Annotated in this window: 18 protein-coding genes, 1 pseudogene and 1 riboswitch; of the genes and pseudogenes, 11 read left to right on the top strand and 8 right to left on the bottom strand. The window is 72.7% G+C overall.

What is annotated here, in order from left to right:
- Positions 1-76: 76 nt before the first annotated feature.
- From PYR72_RS40275 to PYR72_RS40260, 4 genes are all read right to left on the bottom strand, one after another.
- A complete protein-coding gene (locus tag PYR72_RS40275) occupies positions 77-1,798 on the bottom strand; it encodes an urease subunit alpha (RefSeq protein ID WP_275459859.1) in 1,722 nt (573 codons plus the stop codon).
- On the bottom strand, positions 1,791-2,102 hold the full coding sequence (locus tag PYR72_RS40270) for an urease subunit beta (protein ID WP_037727758.1): 312 nt from the start codon (positions 2,100-2,102) through the stop codon (positions 1,791-1,793). Before PYR72_RS40270 ends, PYR72_RS40275 begins: the two co-directional genes overlap by 8 nt.
- Before the next feature lie 43 nt (positions 2,103-2,145).
- Positions 2,146-2,448, bottom strand: a complete 303-nt coding sequence (locus tag PYR72_RS40265) for an urease subunit gamma (protein ID WP_037727756.1) — start codon at positions 2,446-2,448, stop codon at positions 2,146-2,148.
- A gap of 154 nt (positions 2,449-2,602) precedes the next feature.
- Positions 2,603-3,232, bottom strand: a complete 630-nt coding sequence (locus PYR72_RS40260; protein WP_275459858.1) for a TetR/AcrR family transcriptional regulator — start codon at positions 3,230-3,232, stop codon at positions 2,603-2,605.
- A gap of 184 nt (positions 3,233-3,416) precedes the next feature.
- Between PYR72_RS40260 and PYR72_RS40255 the strand changes: the two genes are divergently transcribed.
- Entirely contained in the window at positions 3,417-4,514 is a 1,098-nt protein-coding gene (locus PYR72_RS40255; RefSeq protein WP_275459857.1) for an ABC transporter permease, read from the top strand.
- 98 nt (positions 4,515-4,612) lie between these two features.
- On the opposite strand, the gene PYR72_RS40250 is transcribed toward PYR72_RS40255, so the two are convergent.
- On the bottom strand, positions 4,613-4,894 hold the full coding sequence (locus tag PYR72_RS40250) for a type II toxin-antitoxin system Phd/YefM family antitoxin (protein WP_275459856.1): 282 nt from the start codon (positions 4,892-4,894) through the stop codon (positions 4,613-4,615).
- A 138-nt stretch (positions 4,895-5,032) separates the two neighbouring features.
- Between PYR72_RS40250 and PYR72_RS40245 the strand changes: the two genes are divergently transcribed.
- The 5 genes and pseudogenes from PYR72_RS40245 (at position 5,033) to PYR72_RS40225 (ending at position 7,994) form a co-directional block, all read left to right on the top strand.
- Entirely contained in the window at positions 5,033-5,413 is a 381-nt protein-coding gene (locus tag PYR72_RS40245) for a twin-arginine translocation signal domain-containing protein (RefSeq protein WP_275459855.1), read from the top strand.
- Between the two features lie 268 nt (positions 5,414-5,681).
- Positions 5,682-5,981: pseudogene (locus PYR72_RS40240) on the top strand (ATP-dependent Clp protease proteolytic subunit); the annotation flags it as partial.
- Between the two features lie 7 nt (positions 5,982-5,988).
- Positions 5,989-6,306, top strand: coding sequence for a hypothetical protein (locus tag PYR72_RS40235; RefSeq protein ID WP_059080266.1), 318 nt, complete (start codon positions 5,989-5,991; stop codon positions 6,304-6,306).
- Between the two features lie 365 nt (positions 6,307-6,671).
- Positions 6,672-6,883: riboswitch (cyclic di-AMP (ydaO/yuaA leader) on the top strand.
- Between the two features lie 3 nt (positions 6,884-6,886).
- Positions 6,887-7,360, top strand: coding sequence for a C40 family peptidase (locus PYR72_RS40230; protein WP_037727551.1), 474 nt, complete (start codon positions 6,887-6,889; stop codon positions 7,358-7,360).
- 76 nt (positions 7,361-7,436) lie between these two features.
- Positions 7,437-7,994, top strand: coding sequence for a DUF6328 family protein (locus PYR72_RS40225; protein ID WP_275459854.1), 558 nt, complete (start codon positions 7,437-7,439; stop codon positions 7,992-7,994).
- Here the strand turns inward: PYR72_RS40225 and PYR72_RS40220 are convergent.
- Positions 7,966-8,424 carry an ATP-binding protein gene (locus tag PYR72_RS40220; RefSeq protein ID WP_275459853.1) on the bottom strand — a complete coding sequence of 153 codons (459 nt, stop codon included), beginning with the start codon at positions 8,422-8,424 and terminating at the stop codon, positions 7,966-7,968. The two genes, PYR72_RS40225 and PYR72_RS40220, sit on opposite strands and share 29 nt — an antisense overlap.
- Positions 8,425-8,671: 247 nt before the next feature.
- Here PYR72_RS40220 and PYR72_RS40215 point away from each other — a divergent pair, with 247 nt between their 5' ends.
- Both PYR72_RS40215 and PYR72_RS40210 read left to right on the top strand, forming a co-directional pair.
- Entirely contained in the window at positions 8,672-9,532 is an 861-nt protein-coding gene (locus PYR72_RS40215; protein WP_275459852.1) for a helix-turn-helix transcriptional regulator, read from the top strand.
- Positions 9,533-9,541: 9 nt separating this feature from the next.
- Complete coding sequence (locus tag PYR72_RS40210; RefSeq protein WP_275459851.1) at positions 9,542-9,766, top strand: DUF397 domain-containing protein; 225 nt, start codon at positions 9,542-9,544, stop codon at positions 9,764-9,766.
- A 57-nt stretch (positions 9,767-9,823) separates the two neighbouring features.
- Here the strand turns inward: PYR72_RS40210 and PYR72_RS40205 are convergent, their stop codons facing one another.
- Complete coding sequence (locus PYR72_RS40205) at positions 9,824-10,954, bottom strand: 8-amino-7-oxononanoate synthase (protein ID WP_275459850.1); 1,131 nt, start codon at positions 10,952-10,954, stop codon at positions 9,824-9,826.
- Positions 10,955-11,152: 198 nt separating this feature from the next.
- On the opposite strand from PYR72_RS40205, the gene bioB reads away from it, so the two are divergent.
- From bioB to bioD, 3 genes are read left to right on the top strand one after another with little or no spacing between them, the layout of a single operon-like run.
- Positions 11,153-12,385, top strand: a complete 1,233-nt coding sequence (gene bioB / locus PYR72_RS40200; RefSeq protein WP_275459849.1) for a biotin synthase BioB — start codon at positions 11,153-11,155, stop codon at positions 12,383-12,385.
- Positions 12,378-13,667 (top strand): adenosylmethionine--8-amino-7-oxononanoate transaminase, encoded by a 1,290-nt coding sequence (locus tag PYR72_RS40195; protein WP_275459848.1) that lies wholly within the window; start codon positions 12,378-12,380, stop codon positions 13,665-13,667. Before bioB ends, PYR72_RS40195 begins: the two co-directional genes overlap by 8 nt.
- A gap of 14 nt (positions 13,668-13,681) precedes the next feature.
- Positions 13,682-14,401, top strand: a complete 720-nt coding sequence (bioD, locus tag PYR72_RS40190; RefSeq protein ID WP_275459847.1) for a dethiobiotin synthase — start codon at positions 13,682-13,684, stop codon at positions 14,399-14,401.
- An 81-nt stretch (positions 14,402-14,482) separates the two neighbouring features.
- On the opposite strand, the gene PYR72_RS40185 is transcribed toward bioD, so the two are convergent.
- Positions 14,483-16,576, bottom strand: coding sequence for a LuxR family transcriptional regulator (locus PYR72_RS40185; RefSeq protein WP_275459846.1), 2,094 nt, complete (start codon positions 16,574-16,576; stop codon positions 14,483-14,485).
- Between the last annotated feature and the right edge of the window lie 206 nt (positions 16,577-16,782).

Here is a 16,782-nt window from a genome sequence, read left to right as displayed (position 1 = left end):
CGGCCCCCTCTCCTCGGACGTCGTGCCCCGAAGGTCCGGCGTGGCACCCCGCGCATCCCGTGCACCGTCCCGGCCATCAGAAGAGGAAGTACCGCTGCGCCATGGGCAGTTCGGCGGCCGGTGCGGCCTCCACCAGCTCTCCGTCGATGTGCACGGCGAAGCTGTCCGGGTCGATGCGCACCTCCGGCCGCGCGTCGTTCTCCCGCATGTCGGCCTTGGTGACCCCCCGGGTCGACTCGATGGCGACGAACCGCTTCCCCAGCGACAGCCGCTCGGGCAGCCCGTCCTCGACGGCGAGCGGCGCCACGAAGTTGAAGGAGTTCGAGGCGGGCGCCCGCCCGATGGCCCCGAACATCGGGCGCGGAAGGATGGGCTGCGGCGTCGGGATGGAGGCGTTCGCGTCGCCCATCTGCGCGTAGGCGATCTGTCCGCCCTTGATCACGAGCTGGGGCTTGACCCCGAAGAACGCGGGCTCCCACACGACCAGGTCGGCCAGCTTGCCCGTCTCGACCGAGCCGATCTCACGGGCCAGCCCCTGCGCGAGGGCGGGGTTGATCGTGTACTTGGCGACGTAGCGACGTACGCGGTGGTTGTCCGCGCGGCCGTCACCGGGGAGCGCGCCCCGCCGCCGCTTCATCACGTGCGCGGTCTGCCAGGTGCGCAGGACGACCTCGCCCACGCGTCCCATGGCCTGCGAGTCCGAGGAGATGATCGAGATGGCGCCCAGGTCGTGCAGTATGTCCTCGGCGCCGATGGTGGACGGCCGGATGCGGGACTCGGCGAACGCCAGGTCCTCCGGCACGGCAGCGTTCAGGTGGTGGCAGACCATCAGCATGTCGAGGTGTTCCTCGGCGGTGTTGACGGTGTAGGGCCGGGTCGGGTTGGTGGAGCTGGGCAGCACGTGCGGCTCGGACACCACGGTCATGATGTCCGGCGCGTGCCCGCCGCCGGCACCCTCGGTGTGGTACGCGTGGATGCCGCGTCCGGCGATCGCGGCGAGCGTGTCACCGACGAACCCGGCCTCGTTCAGCGTGTCCGTGTGGATGGCGACCTGGATGCCCGTCCGCTCGGCGACGGTCAGCGAGGCGTCGATGACGGCCGGGGTCGAGCCCCAGTCCTCGTGCAGCTTGAGGCCGAGGGCGCCGGCGCGGATCTGGGACAGCATCGCCTCGTGCGAGACCGTGTTGCCCTTGCCGAGGAAGCCGATGTTGAGCGGGTACGCCTCCATCGCCTCCATCATCCGGGCCAGGTGCCAGGGGCCGGGGGTGACGGTCGTGGCCTTCGAGCCCTCCGCCGGTCCCGTGCCGCCGCCGACCAGGGTCGTGACACCGGACGACAGGGCCTCGTCGGCGATCTGCGGGCAGATGAAGTGGACGTGGGCGTCGATCGCTCCGGCGGTGACGATCCGCCCGTTGCCCGCGATGATCTCCGTCTCGGGGCCGATGACCAGGTCGGGGTGGACACCGTCCATCGTGTCGGGGTTGCCGGCCTTGCCGATGCCGGTGATCCGGCCGTCGCGGATGCCGATGTCGGCCTTCACGACGCCCCAGTGGTCGATGATCACCGCGCCCGTGACAACGGTGTCCGGAGTGCCCTCCGCGCGCGTGGCCCGGGCCTGGCCCATGGATTCGCGAATGACCTTGCCACCGCCGAACACCGCCTCGTCACCGGCGAGTCCGGGCCCGCCGCAGCGGTCCTCCTCGATCTCGACGAGCAGATCGGTGTCGGCGAGCCGGATGCGGTCACCGGTGGTGGGGCCGAACAGGTCGGCGTACGCGGCACGCGAGATCTCAGGCATCGAGGGCACCTCCGGTCTCCCCGCGCAGTCCGGGCACGACCCGGGCACCGGCGAGGGGTACGAGTTCCACCTCGGCGGGGATCCCGGGCTCGAAGCGCACGGCGGTGCCGGCGGCGACGTTCAGCCGCTTCCCGCGCGCGGCCGCGCGGTCGAACTCCAGGCCCGGGTTGGCCTCGGCGAAGTGGTAGTGGGAGCCGACCTGCACGGGCCGGTCGGCGGCGTTCAGGACGGTGAGCCGGGTGACCTCACGGCCCTCGTTGTAGACGATCGGGCCGGAAGCGAAGAGGATCTCGCCGGGAATCATCGCGGTCCCCTCGGAGGCGCGGGTCGTGGACATCGCGGCCCTCTCAGACGATCGGGTCGTGGACGGTGACGAGCTTGGTGCCGTCCGGGAAGGTCGCCTCGACCTGGACGTCGTGGATCATCTCCGGGATGCCCTCCATGACGTCGTCCCGGGTGAGCAACTTCCGCCCGGACGCCATCAGTTCGGCCACGGTGCGGCCGTCCCGGGCGCCTTCGAGGAGGTGAGCGGTGATGAGCGCCACGGCCTCGGGGTGGTTCAGCTTGAGGCCGCGGGCCCGGCGCTTCTCCGCCACGTCGGCCGCCACATGGATCAGCAGCCTCTCCTGCTCGTGCGGGGTCAGTTGCACGGCGTCCACCTCACATCCTCGCTCCGGACCGTGCGGGGTCCGGTTGCCTCGCCACCGGGCAAATTCGCTGGTGGCGTGGCCGCAGGCTAATCGGGCGGCGTTTCGGCGACGTTAACCGGGCCGTGATCACCGTGCGCCCCGCCCCGGTCCCCGCTCAGCCGGCGTCGTCCCTGACCTCCATGCTCATCAGGGCCTTGAGACCCAGCTCCAACACCTGGACCGGTACGTCACCGAACAGCGCGTTCTGGGCGGCGAAACCCTGGGCGAGCGCGACCATCGTGCGCGCCACGCTGACGGCGGGGATGTCGGCCCGCATCATCCCGGCGTCCTGGTACGCCTCGACGATCCTGATCCAGGGGCTGCGGACCTGGGTGAAGCCTTCGGCGAGGATCGCGTGCAGTTCGGGATTGCGCAGCGTCTCCGCCCACACCTGCACCATCAGCTTCGGGTACAGGGACTCCCCCGCCTCCCCTAGCGACGGCTCCCGGTGCAGGATGCGGCGCAGCACGGTGCCGAGCAGGACGTCCGGCGGCGGGGGCGGATCCTGCACCGCCGCGTCCTCGAACGCGCTGCGGACGTCGTCGAGGACCTCGCTGACGATCGCCGCGATCAGCTCTTCCTTGCCGCTGAAGTAGCGGTAGACGGCCCCGGCGGAGAGATCGGCCTCCTTCAGCACGTCCTGCATCGAGGTGGCGTGGAAGCCGTTCCGGGCGAAGCAGCGGGCGGCGGCGTCGAGGATCTGGCGGCGGCGGGCGTCGAGACGCTCCTGGGATACGCGGGGCATGGCGCCCAACGTAAAACGAACGTTCCTTCTTGACAAGACGCGACACCGGGAGGATGGTGAAGACAAGAAAAACGAACGCTCCTTCTTTTTAGCGGCCACGCACACGCACCACCGCCGCCCTGCCGTCGCGAGCAACCGCCGCGGCGACCACCCGCCCACCCCTTACTCCCCACCGAGGAGAACCATGTCCGCCCCGTCCGCAGCATCCACCGCGGCCAAGGCCACCGACTCAGGCGCAGGCACCACCCCCGCCACCGCCGTCGGCACGTCGGCCCCGGCCCACTCGGTACCCCCGAACCGCCGTATGGTCGCCGTCATCGTCCTGATCCCGGTCATCGCGGCCCTCGCACTGTGGGCCTTCGCGTGGCCCAACGCCCGGACCGCCCCCCGCGACCTGCCGCTCGGTGTGGCCGGTCCGGCCACCGCGGTCGCCCAGGTCGAGAAGCAACTGGCGGACCGGGAGGGCGCCTTCGAGATCCACCGCTACGCCGACGAGACGGCCGCGCGGAAGGCGATCGAGGACCGGACCGTGTACGGCGCGGTGGTCGTCACCCAGGCGGGGCCGAAGCTGCTCACCGCCTCGGCCGCGAGCCCGATGGTGGCCCAGTTGCTGCAGCAGGCCGTGACCCAGCAGGCCGCCGAGGAGGGGGTCCGGGTCGCGACCACCGATGTGGTGGCCACCTCGCCGAACGACCCGCGGGGCTCGGCCTTCGGTGCCGGTGTGCTGCCGCTGGCCCTGGCGGGTACCGCCTCCGGCGCCATGGTCACCCTGCTCGGTCTGCGCCGGGGGCGTGCGGCCGGTGCGCTGGTCGGAGCCGCCGTGCTGGTCGGGCTCGCCGCCACCGCGATCACGGAGAGCTGGCTGGGCGTACTCGGCGGTCACTGGTGGGCCGAGGCCGGCGTGCTGAGCCTGACGACACTGGCCGTCGGCGGCACCGTGGCCGGATTCGCCTCGCTGCTCGGCAAGCCGGGCATGGGCCTGGGCGCGCTGCTGATCGTCTTCGTCGGCAACCCCTTCGCGGGCGCCGCCACCGCGCCCCAGCTGCTGCCCGAACCGGCGGGCACCCTCGGCCGGCTCCTCCCGCCGGGTGCGGGTGTGTCCCTGCTGCGCTCGGTGTCCTTCTTCGACGGCGCTGCCGCCCTCGCCCCGGCCCTCGTCCTGACCGCCTGGGCGGCCTTCGGCCTGGCGGCGGTCCTGCTGGGCCACCTGCTCAGGCGTGCCCCGAAGCCCGCCGAGCGGACCGTCACCGAGCCGGGCCCCGCCCCGGTCCCGGCCGGCTGACCCGTCCGCGGCCGACCCCGGCCGACACCAGGACCGGCCGTGCGCCCCCGCTGTAGCGGACGGGGGCGCACGGCCTTCGCGCCCCCGCCCACACGCCGCTAGGACGCGGCGCCCGTCCCCCGGTGCTCGGCCGCGATGCCGAACCTCTGCTGCTCCCTGGCCGTCGGCGTGACCTCGCGGACTCGGGAGGCGGAGCTGATCACCGGCTCGTCCGCGGGCCCCTGGAGGGCTTCGAGCTGCTCCAGGTCGGCGGCGGAGACCAGGGCGACGAGCGGCTTGCCGTGGCGCGTCACGACGACGCGCTCGCCGCCGTAGACCACGCGGTTGATCAGTTCGGCGAGCTCAGCCCTGGCTTGCGTCACCGGAATCTCGTAGGCCATGGAATCCAGCTTAGACCGGGGCTCCCCCACCGCCCGGAGCGGAAGATCCGATTCTGGCCCAGGGCGGTCGCCCCGTTCGTACGATCGGGCTCGGCCTCCGTCAGGAGGCGTTCATGACCACCAGACGCAGGGGGAACGATGTCCGGTCTTTCCAGGCGGTCGCTGCTCGGGTACTCGGGATCAGCGGCGGCAGGGGCGGTCCTCACCACGAACGGCACCACCCAGGAGGCGACGGCGGTGAGCGCGGAGACGGCCACCGGCACCGACAGCAACGGCGACAGCGGGCCGTCGGCCGCCGCCGACTTCCCGGACGGCACCAGGTTCAGCGGCACGGTCCGTATGCCCGGTACGGAGATGACGGAACTGACGATCGGTTTCAGTGTCGGCACGACGGAGGCGCCGGCAGCCCAGCGGATCACCGCGCTGGAGGTCGCGGAAGCCCTGAACACGCTGGCCGCCGCCCGTGGCTGGCCGCCCGTCACCTTCTACGGGACCCCGGCTCCCGCGCCGCTGAACTGACCGGCCGGACACGGCCCACCCGAGATCCCCGCGAAGCCTCGCTGCGCGGGGATCTCTCCCTTTCCACGGGTTTCACCATCGGCTGCACCCCGCACCGTCGGCGGGGTCTTTCGCTCTCGGCCGATAGCGGCCCCCTCCTCCTCCTCGCTACGTACGCCCTGTACATTTTTTACGGAAGTCGATCAGAGGAGGCACATCCATGCCCGAGCGTCCGCCGTCCGCCCGCCCTGTGCTGCCCGAGTTCACCGAGCGCACCGGCGCGGGGTACCGGACGCTGCTGCCGGGGGCGCGCCTGCTGCTCCACCCGCCGGCCCTGGCCGAGCCGGCCGAGGGGCAGGCCGGTGATCTGGTGATCCAGGCCGAGGAGTTGGCGCGCCACCGCCGGGCCATGGAGGAGATGCTCGTCCGGCACACGGGGCGGAGTCCGGAGCGGATCGGTGCCGACATCGAGCGGGACACGTTCCTCGACGCCGAGGCGGCGGGGGCGTACGGCCTGGCCGACCGGGTGATCCGGAGCCGCAAGACCCGTCCCGCACCCCCCTCGCCCCCGTTCCCCGGCGCGAGGTGAGGCGCGGATGCTGCCCCCGGAACTGCCGCCGCTGCCCGCACTCACGCGTGCCGAGGCCGAGCTGATCGACCGTTACCTGGACGTACTGGACCTGATCGGCCGGATCAATCCGGCGCGTCCGGGCGACACCTATCGCGGGTTGCGGGCGGCGCAGGCGCTGGTCTCGAAGGCGACCGCCCTGCGCGACGCGCTCGAACTGATGCACAAGCGCGGGGAGAACGAGGTGCACGCGCCGACACTCGCGCGGGCGCTGCGCGTCCTGGACGGGGAGCGCCGCGCCGGACGGGTGGCGCTGCCGCCGGAGGCGGAGGACTCGCCGGCCTGAACCGATCGCTCATCGGCTCCGCACTCCGGCCTGAACCGATCGCGTATCGCGCTCCGTACTACTGACGGGGCGTCCGGTTCCGGCTCGGCGCCCTCCGGTCGGCCTACCGCGATCGACCCATCGGCCCATACGTCGTGAGGACCTGTGAAGTTGCGCAAGATGCCTGGTACATGGGCGGAGTACAGCATTCCGGCGCTGGTGCGGACCTCCTCGACCAGTGGGACACAACGAGGGAAATCGCCCTGTCCACCCGAACGGGTGAGTGGTGAGTAAGACCACAAATCCCCGTTTCCGTTGGGATTTTCGCACTTGAGTACGCCAAGATCCCTTCCTGACGACAAGCCCCCGCCGCAGCGGCGGGGCGATCCGGGTGGACGCCGAGTCCTGCCGCCGCCCGGATGACCGGTCGACAGGATTGCATCGGCAGGAGTGGAGGACCCAAGCACGACGGGTCGCCGGAACGGTCACGCCATGACCGGGCCGAGCAGCCCTTGGGGTGAAGCCGCGTCAGCGGCCGGGCAACTTCGCCAGCCCGAATCCGACAGGTCATCCTTCACAGGCGGCTGACGAAGGGTTGCGCATGTCTGCGCTGAATCGTGTCCCGTCGCTGTTGACCCGGGCCGGTACGGCCTCGGCTCTGACCATCGCCGCCGTGGGCGGCAGCATCGTGGTCCCGGGCGCCGCATCCGGCGCCGAGGCCGCCACGGTGGCGTCGAAGGCACTCAAGGTCGCGGCTTCCAAGAAGGGCTCCCCTTACAAGTACGGCGCCGTGGGTCCGGGCAGGTTCGACTGCTCGGGGCTGACGCTCTACTCGTTCAAGAAGGCGGGCAAGAAGCTGCCCCGTACTGCCCAGCAGCAGTACAACAAGACGAAGCACATCTCCGCGAGCAGCCGCAAGCTCGGAGACCTCGTCTTCTTCCACTCGGGCTCGAACGTCTATCACGTCGGTATCTACGCGGGGAAGGGAAAGCTCTGGCACTCGCCGAAGACGGGTGACGTCGTCCGGCTGCAGAAGATCTGGACGAAGAGCGTCTGGTACGGCCGGGTCCGCTGACCCACCGACGGGGGCGGTGGAGCTGTCCGCCGCCCCCGTCGGCGTATGTCGTCCTCATATGGTTACCCGTCCGGTCATGGCCGACGTACCCACCAGCACCGCGCGTAACGAGACACCCCTCGAACGCGCCGACCGCAACTTCTCGGAGTTGCTTCAGGAACTGCGGGTCACCCAGACCGGAGTGCAGATCCTCTTCGCGTTCCTGCTGACGCTGGCCTTCACGCCACGCTTTCCGGATCTGGACACGTTCCAGCGTGTCACCTACGTCACCACCCTGTTGCTCGCGGTTCTCGCGGCGACGCTCTTCACCGCCCCGGCCGCCCTGCACCGCTCGCTCTTCCAGCAGAACGCCAAGCCCGCCATCGTCCGGGTCTCGTCCCGGCTGGCCACCGCGGGGATGATCGTGCTGATGCCGGCCTTCACCGGTTCCGTCCTGCTCGTCGTGGACGTGACACTCGGCCGGACGGCCGGGATCGTCGCCGGATCGGGCACCCTCCTGGCGTGCCTCCTCCTGTGGGGCCTGCTCCCGAAGGTGGTGGGACGCGCCTCCGGCCGTGGCGCCACGCCGCCGCCGTCGTCACCGGTCGGACGGGAGAACCACCCGGTCAGGTCTCCGGCCGACCACCCGCGGTGACCGGCTGGACGGGAACCGTCCACGGAAGTTCGATCGCCACCGTCTTGCCGCCCTCCCGCGTGGGTCTGACGCTCAGCCTGCCGCCGCACTCGGCGGTCAGCCACCGGATGATGACCATGCCCCGGCCGTTGTCCTGCTGGACGGCGGCCGGCAGGCGTCTGGGGAAGCGCGGATGGCTGTCGGTGACGCCGATGCGCAGCTGTTCGTCCCGGTCGAGCGCGATGTCCACGGTGAAGGTGGGAGACAGGCCCGACGTGTGCTGGACGGCGTTGGTGGCGAGTTCGGACACGATCAGGCGCACGGTGTCCGCGGTGCCCGAGTCACCCGGCAGGCCCCATTCGGCGAGCACACCGGCGACGTAGTTCCGGGCTGCGGAGACCGAGGCGGGATCGCTCGGCAGAGTGACGGATGCTTCCAGGTGATCTGCCATGGCGAGGCGTCCCTTTCCCACGGGACCGGTGTCCGACAGGGAGCGGATGGTTCGACTGCGGTCCCGGACTGGTGCTTCGCGCCAGACTGCCACTACCTGGGCCGTGACGGGCGGCGATCCACCAAGATGTGCATATATCTGTCGCTCGAAGCGGTGAACTATCCGACGGCCGAACGTATTTGGGTGGGCCTTTGGTCCATCCTCTGTCGTCACCCCGACGTCGCTCGCCGGGCGGAAGGAGAATCCCATGCAGTACGGTCCGGCGGTGCGCCGCCGCAAGCTCGGTGCCGAGTTGCGTGTCCTGCGCACCCGTTCCGCGCTCACGAGCATCGAGGCGGCCCGTCGGGTGGGCTGGCACCAGTCCAAGGTGAGCCGGATCGAGACGGGCTCCAGCGGGGTGAGGCCCGCGGACGTCCGCAAGCTCCTGGACGCGTACGGGATCGACGACACCGAGTTACGGGAACTGCTGCTGGCCCTCGCCGGCTCCGAGGACGGCGGCGGACGGCACAACTGGTGGCACGCGTACCGGGGCGTACTTCCTCCGGCGTACCGGGACTTCATCAGCCTGGAGTCGCAGGCCGGGGGCATGCGCACGCTGGAGACCTCGGTGGTGCCCGGCCTGCTGCAGATCCCCGAGTACGCGCGGGCGGTGACGCGGGCCGCGGTGGAGGGGCTGGAGGACGACAAACTCGACGCGCTCGTGGAGGTGCGGCTCGCACGGCAGAAGGTGCTGTGCGGAAACCCGCCGATGAGGCTGAGCGCCGTGCTCGACGAGAGCGTTCTCCGGCGCGAGGTGGGGGGCCGCGAGGTCATGGCCCGGCAGCTGGTGCGTCTGGTCGAGGCGGCGCGGCTGCCCCAAGTGAGACTGCAGGTGCTCCCGTTCACTGCCGGGGCACATGTCGGCGTCACGGGCCCTTTCGTAATTTTCTCATTCCCGAGCACATCTGATCTGGATGTGGTTGTTCTCGACCACTTGACGAGTAGCCTCTACCTCGAACGGAAAGAAGACCTCAAGGCGTATGTCGAGGCCTTCAACGCCCTTCAGATCCACGCCCTTTCGCCCGAGGACTCGTTGGATTACATCGCCGGGCTAGCCGCCGGCGCGTAAGGAGGCACCATGTCCGCACTGCCTCGGAACGTCCCCGCAAGTACCGACCTGCACGAGGTGCGATGGCTGCGCAGCAGCCGCAGCACCGGGATGAACAACTGTGTCGAGACGGCCCGTCCGGGGTCCGGCCGCTGGGCCGGGCTGGTGGCCGTACGCGACTCGAAGAACACGGCGGGGCCCGCCCTGCTGTTCGACCCCGACACCTGGGAGGGATTCATCACCGCGCTGCGGTGACCGACACCGACGGCGTTCGGGATTCCGTTCGCGGCGACGCCCGGCCGGGACGCCGACTCACGGTCGCGTGTCGTCGATGATCCGCACGGCCCGGTCGATCTGCTCCGGCGTGAGATCCGCACGGGCGGTCAGCCGCAGCCGCGAGACGCCGTCGGGCACGGACGGCGGGCGGAAACAGCCGACGGCGAGACCCGCCGCCCGGCAGTCCGCCGCCCACCCCAGCGCCTGATCCGGCGACGGCGCACGCACGGACACCACGGCGGCGTCGGGCCGCACCGCTTCATGGCCCGACGCCGTCAGCCGTGTGTGCAGCTCCCTCGCCACCTCACGGGCGCGCGCCGCCCGCTCGGGCTCACGGCGCAGCAGGCGCAGCGCGGCGAGCGCAGCGCCGGTCGCGGCCGGGGCGAGACCCGTGTCGAAGATGAAGGTACGGGCCGCGTTGACCAGGTGGTCGATGACGGCCGCCGGGCCGAGGACCGCTCCGCCCTGGCTGCCGAGCGACTTGGAGAGCGTGAGGGTGACGACGACGTCGGGGGCGCCCGCGAGGCCCGCCGCGTGCGGTGCGCCCCGGCCCCCGTCGCCCAGGACACCGAGGCCGTGCGCGTCGTCCACGACGAGCCCGGCGCCGTACTCCCGGCAGGCCGCGGCGAGTCCGGCCAGCGGGGCGGCGTCGCCGTCCACGGAGAAGACCGTGTCGGACACGGCCAGGGCGGTCCCCGCGGCGGCCGTGCCGAGCGCCTTGCGGACGGCGTCGGGGTCGGCGTGCGCGACGACCTGCGTGGTGCCGCGGGCCAGCCGGCAGCCGTCGATGAGGGAGGCGTGGTTGCCCGCGTCCGAGACGATCAGGGAGCCGTGGGGGGCGAGCGCGGTGACGGCGGCGAGGTTGGCGGCGTAGCCGGAGGAGAAGACGAGCGCGGCCTCGAAGCCGCAGAAGTCGGCCAGTTCCCGTTCCAGTTCGCCGTGGAGCTCGGTGGTGCCGGTGACCAGCCGGGAGCCGGTGGCCCCGCCGCCCCAGCGGCGGGCGGCCTCGGCGGCGCCCTCGGTGATCTCGGGGTGCCGGGCCAGACCGAGGTAGTCGTTGCTGGCGAGGTCGAGGAGCGGGGAGTCGGCCGGCCGGGCGCGCAGGGTGCGGACGAGACCGGCCCGGCGGCGTGCGGAGGCCTGCTCGTCGATCCAGCCGAACGCCATGGGTCCTCCGGGGTGGTGTGGGCAGCCCTCGGCGCCGGGGCCGCGGTGGACGGCACGGCGGGGGCTTTTGTAGGCAGTGCACAGACACTAACGGGCCGGCCGGCCGCCCACGATGTGGCGATACCCACACGTCGAACCCACTCTGTTGTCCGAACCGTCCTTGGCCGCAAGCGGTCCCGTAGGACAGGATCGGCTCTCATGGACCTGCTGAACACGCTGGTGGACAAGGGGCTCCGGCGCGAGCCGCTGAGCCGTGCCGAGGCGCTCGCCGTCCTCGGCACCTCCGACGACGAACTGCTGGACGTGGTGGCCGCGGCCGGGAAGGTGCGCCGGCACTGGTACGGGCGCCGGGTGAAACTGAACTATCTGGTCAACCTCAAGTCCGGGCTGTGCCCCGAGGACTGCTCCTACTGCTCGCAGCGGCTCGGCTCGACCGCCGGCATCCTCAAGTACAGCTGGCTGAAGCCGGACGAGGCGTCCAAGGCCGCGGCGGCCGGACTCGCCGGGGGCGCGAAGCGGGTCTGTCTGGTGGCGTCCGGGCGCGGCCCGACCGACCGGGACGTGGACCGGGTGTCCGACACGATCAGGACGATCAAGGACCAGAACGAGGGCGTCGAGGTGTGCGCCTGTCTCGGTCTGCTCTCCGACGGGCAGGCCGAACGTCTGCGCGAGGCGGGCGCGGACGCCTACAACCACAACCTGAACACGTCCGAGGCGACGTACGGCGAGATCACGACGACGCACACGTACGCCGACCGGGTGGACACGGTCCAGAAGGCGCACGCGGCGGGTCTGTCGGCGTGTTCGGGGCTGATCGCGGGCATGGGCGAGAGCGACGAGGACCTGGTCGACGTCGTCTTCTCCCTCCGTGAGCTGGACCCGGACTCGGTGCCGGTCAACTTCCTGATCCCGTTCGAGGGCACCCCGCTCGCCAAGGAGTGGAACCTGACCCCGCAGCGCTGTCTGCGGATCCTGGCGATGGTGCGGTTCGTCTGCCCGGACAGCGAGGTGCGGATCGCGGGCGGGCGCGAGGTCCATCTGCGCACGATGCAGCCGCTGGCGCTGCACCTGGCCAACTCGATCTTCCTGGGCGACTACCTCACCAGTGAGGGCCAGGCCGGCAAGGCCGACCTGGAGATGATCGCGGACGCCGGCTTCGAGGTGGAGGGCACCGACCAGGTCACCCTGCCGGAGCACCGGGCGGCGGTCACCGCGGGCGGGGCGTGCGGGTCCGGGGAGAGCGCCGGGTGCGAGTCGCACGCGGGGGGCGGCTGCGGGTCGCACGAGAGCGCCGGCGCGGGATGCGGATCGCACGCGGAGGGCGGTCCCTGCGGGTCCGTCGCCGCCGCGGCCCCGGCCGGCGAGGCGCGGACGGACCTGGTCGCGGTACGCCGCCGGGGCGCCGGAACCGACCTCGCGCCCAATGCCTGAGCCGTCCGGCCTGGGCGTCCCGGAGCTGCTGGACCTCGACCGGCGGCATGTGTGGCACCCGTACGGGCCCATGCCGGGCCGGCAGGAACCGCTCGTCGTGGAGTCGGCGAGCGGGGTCCGGCTGAAGCTCGCGGACGGCTCGGGCGAGCTGGTGGACGGCATGTCGTCCTGGTGGTCGGCCATCCACGGCTACAACCACCCGGTGCTCAACGAGGCGGTGCGCGAGCAGCTCGGCCGGATGAGTCACGTCATGTTCGGCGGGCTCACGCACGAGCCCGCCGTACGGCTGGCGAAGCACCTCGTCGACCTGTCGCCCGACGGTCTGGAGCATGTGTTCCTGGCCGACTCGGGGTCGGTCTCCGTCGAGGTCGCGGTCAAGATGTGCCTGCAGTACTGGCGTTCGCTCGGCCGCCCCGCAAAGCGGCGCCTGCTGACCTGGCGCGGCGGCTACCACGGCGACACCTGGCAGCCGATGTCCGTGTGCGACCCCGAGGGCGGGATGCACGAGCTGTGGCAGGGCGTCCTGCCCCACCAGGTGTTCGTGGACCCGCCGCCGGCCGAGTTCGACGAGGCGTACGCGCGGTCGCTGCGCGCGGCGATCGAGCGGTACGCCGACGAGTTGGCCGCCGTGATCGTGGAGCCCGTGGTGCAGGGGGCGGGCGGGATGCGCTTCCACTCCCCCGCGTATCTGCGGGTGCTGCGCGAGGCGTGCGACGCGCACGACGTGCTGCTGGTCTTCGACGAGATCGCGACCGGGTTCGGCCGGACGGGCGCTCTGTTCGCGGCGGACCACGCGGCGGTGACCCCGGACGTGATGTGCGTCGGCAAGGCGCTGACCGGCGGTTACCTGACCCTGGCGGCGGCCCTGTGCACCGCCGGGGTGGCCGACGGGATCTCGCGGGGCGAGGTGCCGGTGCTGGCCCACGGCCCCACGTTCATGGGCAATCCGCTGGCGGCGTCCGTCGCCTGTGCCTCGATCGAGCTGCTGCTCGGCCAGGACTGGCTCGCGGAGGTCAAGCGGATCGAGACGGGGCTGCGGGACGGTCTGGCGCCCGCGCGGGAGCTGCCGGGGGTGAAGGACGTACGGGTCCTCGGCGCGATCGGGGTCGTCCAGCTCGACCACCCGGTGGACATGGCGGCCGCCACGGCCGCAGCTGTGGGCGAGGGCGTGTGGCTGCGGCCGTTCCGGGACCTCGTCTACACGATGCCTCCCTATGTCACGGGCGACGAGGACGTGGCGCGGATCGCGCGCGCGGTGTGCGCGGCGGCGACGGCGGGATGACGGAGAGGGATGACATGACGGTCCTGGTGGTCACGGGGACGGGTACGGAGGTCGGCAAGACGGTCACCACGGCGGCCGTCGCGGCGGTGGCCCTGGCGTCCGGCCGGTCCGTGGCCGTCCTCAAGCCCGCGCAGACCGGTGTACGGCCGGACGAGCGCGGGGACGCGGACGAGGTGGCCCGGCTCGCGGGGTCCGTGACGGTCCGCGAACTCGCCCGCTATCCGGAGCCGTTGGCCCCGGCGACCGCCGCCCGGCGCGCCGGGCTTCCCGCGGTGCACCCGGAGGACGTCGCCGAGGCGGCGGCGAAGCTGGCGGCCGACCACGACCTGGTGCTGGTGGAGGGCGCGGGCGGTCTCCTCGTCCGCTTCGACGAGGCGGGCGGCACCCTGGCGGACACGGCACGGCTGCTCGGCGCGCCGGTGCTGCTGGTCGCCTCGGCGGGGCTGGGCACGCTGAACACGACGGAGCTGACCGCCCGGGAACTGGCCGCCCGGGAGGTGGAGCTGACGGGTGTGGTGATCGGCAGCTGGCCCGAGGCCCCGGACCTGGCGTCGCGGTGCAATCTGGCGGATCTGCCCGTGGTCGCGGACGCGCCCCTGGTGGGGGCGGTGCCCGCGGGGGCCGGGGGGTTGCCCCCGGCTGCCTTCCGGGCGGCGGCCGGGGGTTGGCTGGCGCCGGCCTTGGGCGGGGTGTGGGACGCGGTGTCCTTCGGTGCCGGCGAGGCCGCGCCGTAGAGGTCCTGTGCCGGGTCCTCTGCGGGTACGTCGTGACTGGTCGCGCGGTTCCCCGCGTCCCTGAGGGGCGCGGGGCCGCGCTCAGCCTTCCGTCTCCCCCAGCAGTCGCACCAGTTCGATCCTCGACCGGATCCCCAGCCGCGAGAACACCCCGCGCAGATGGTGGTCGATCGTGCGCGGGCTCAGCAGCAGCCGCGCGGCGATCTCCCGGTTCGTCGCACCCTCCGCCGCCATGCGGGCGATCATCAGCTGCTGGGCGGTGAGGACGGACGCCAGGGCCTCCGCGGCCGGCACCGCGGCCGCGCGCTCCCCGAGGGCCCGGAGTTCCGCGCGGGCCTGGGCCGCGCAGTGCGGGGAGCCGAAGTGGTCGAAGGCCTCCAGGGCGCTGTGCAGCCGGTCGCGGGCCTCGGTGCGGTTGCGCAGCCGCCGCAGGGCACTGCCGAACAGCAGTTCCGTACGGGCGCGTTCGAAGTCGCGGGTGCCGGAGGCGTGCAGGTCGAGCGCCGCGCGGTAGTGCTCGACGGCCGCCTCCCCGGTGGCGAGCAGCGCCCGGCAGCGGGCACTGAGGGCGAGGTCGTCGGCGCTGCGGACGGTACGGGCCCAGCGGTCGTAGTCGGCGTGCGCGGCGCGCGCCACCCGGGTGTCGCCGGTGCGGACGGCCGCCTCGACGTAGTGCGGAGTGGCGAGGTGCCGGACGGCCCGGTGCCCGTGCCCGGGGCCGAAGCCGGCCAGGGCGCGCAGACGGGCCGCCGAGGCGGCGTACCGGCCGGTGCTCAGGTCGAGGAAGGCGAGGGCGAACATGGCGAGCGCGGCGGGCAGTCCGAGTCCGCGTTCGAGGGCGTGCACACGGGCGGCCTCGGCGCGCTCCCGGCACACCTGCTCGTCGCCGGTGACGGCCGCGAACATCGCGAGGGCGGCCTGGAGATGGCAGGCGCCGTTGTCCTGCCCGGTGGCGTACGCCTGGCGCAGGGCGTCCACCGCGGCGGCCTCGGCGGCCCTCGGCCGTCCGGTCCAGAACTCCGCGTAGGCCCGGAACTCCATGGCCTGCGGCACGGTCACCGTCTCGCCCCCGGCCCGCGCGGAGGCGGCGGCGCGGGCGGTGGCGGTGTAGGCGCGGGTGTGGTCGCCGAGGAGGAGGGCGGCGATCCCGGCGTGGATGAGCTGGGTGGGGTCGCCGCCGGGACCGCAGCGCCCCGCGGCGGCTTCGAGCACGTCCCGGGCGTCCTCGTAGCGGCCCTCGAACGCGGCGGCCAGTGCGCCGAGGGTGCTGGGCGGCACGATGCCGAGCCCGTCGGCGACGGCGGCGGCCTCCCGGCAGCGGCGCAGGTCCCCGGTGTAGATGGCGGCCTCGGTGGCGCGTGCCAGCAGGTGGGTGGCCCTGTCCCGGGTGTGGTCGCCGACGTGCCGGACGGTGGCGGTGAGCAAGGCGTCGAAGGCCTCGGCCGCGTTTCCGGCGCGCAGGGCGAGCAGGCCCGCGAGGGCGTCGTCGTCCGTGGCGGTGACGAGCCGGCGGGCCCGGTCGCCGTCGCCGGACCGCCATGCCTCGGCGGCGGCCTGGGCGAGCAGCGGCGGGCGTTCGGCGGGTTCGGGGGTGAGGGCGGCGGCGCGTTCGGCGAGGGCGGAGGCGAGCGCCGGGTCACCGATGGCACGTGCCACCCGTGCCGCGAGGCGGAGTTCGGCGGCGAGGCGGCGGCTGGGGCCTAGCGCGGCGGCGGCCCGGTGCCAGGAGCGGCCGGGGCGCTCGCCCTCGCCGCTGAGGACGGCGGCGAGGAGGCGGTGGGCCTCGCGCCGGTCGGCCATGGACGCGGACTCGTACACGGCGACGCGGATCCAGGCGTCCTGGAAGACGATGCCGTGGGCCGTGGCGTGCGCGAGGCCGGCCGCCTCCGCCGTGTCCAGCGGGCGGGTGTCGAGCCGGGCGGCGGTGACGGCCCGCGCGTAGGCGTGCGTGGCGACCGGGTACTGGTCGGCGGCGGCGAGGAGCAGCAGGAAGCGGGTGTCGTCGGGCAGCGCCCGGACGTCCCGCCGATGGCCGCGCAGCAGGGCGGGGGCCAGCGCCAGCGGTTCGGCGGGCAGCGGGTCGAGGCCCGTGAGCTGACGCGGGGTCAGGGCGGCGGCGAGTTCCGCGGCCGCGCGCGGGTCGCCGTGGGCGGCGTGCAGCAGGCGTACGCGCACGCCTTCGGACAGCGTGGGCGCGGCGGCCGACGCCGGGTCCGGGCTCGGCCACGTGCGCGGGGGAGGCGGTGGCGAGCGATGCGGAAGTCGTGGGGGATTCACCGGGGTCACCACGCCCATCACGTTACTTGCGAGTTAACCGACCAGTAAAGACCGGCGATTTCGCCGATGCGGCGCGCGTAGACCCCGCTGACACTCCAGACGAA

Source organism: Streptomyces sp. VNUA24 (genome assembly GCF_029167005.1).
Classification (GTDB): domain Bacteria; phylum Actinomycetota; class Actinomycetes; order Streptomycetales; family Streptomycetaceae; genus Streptomyces; species Streptomyces scabiei.
This window is presented reverse-complemented; position numbering and strand designations above follow the sequence as displayed.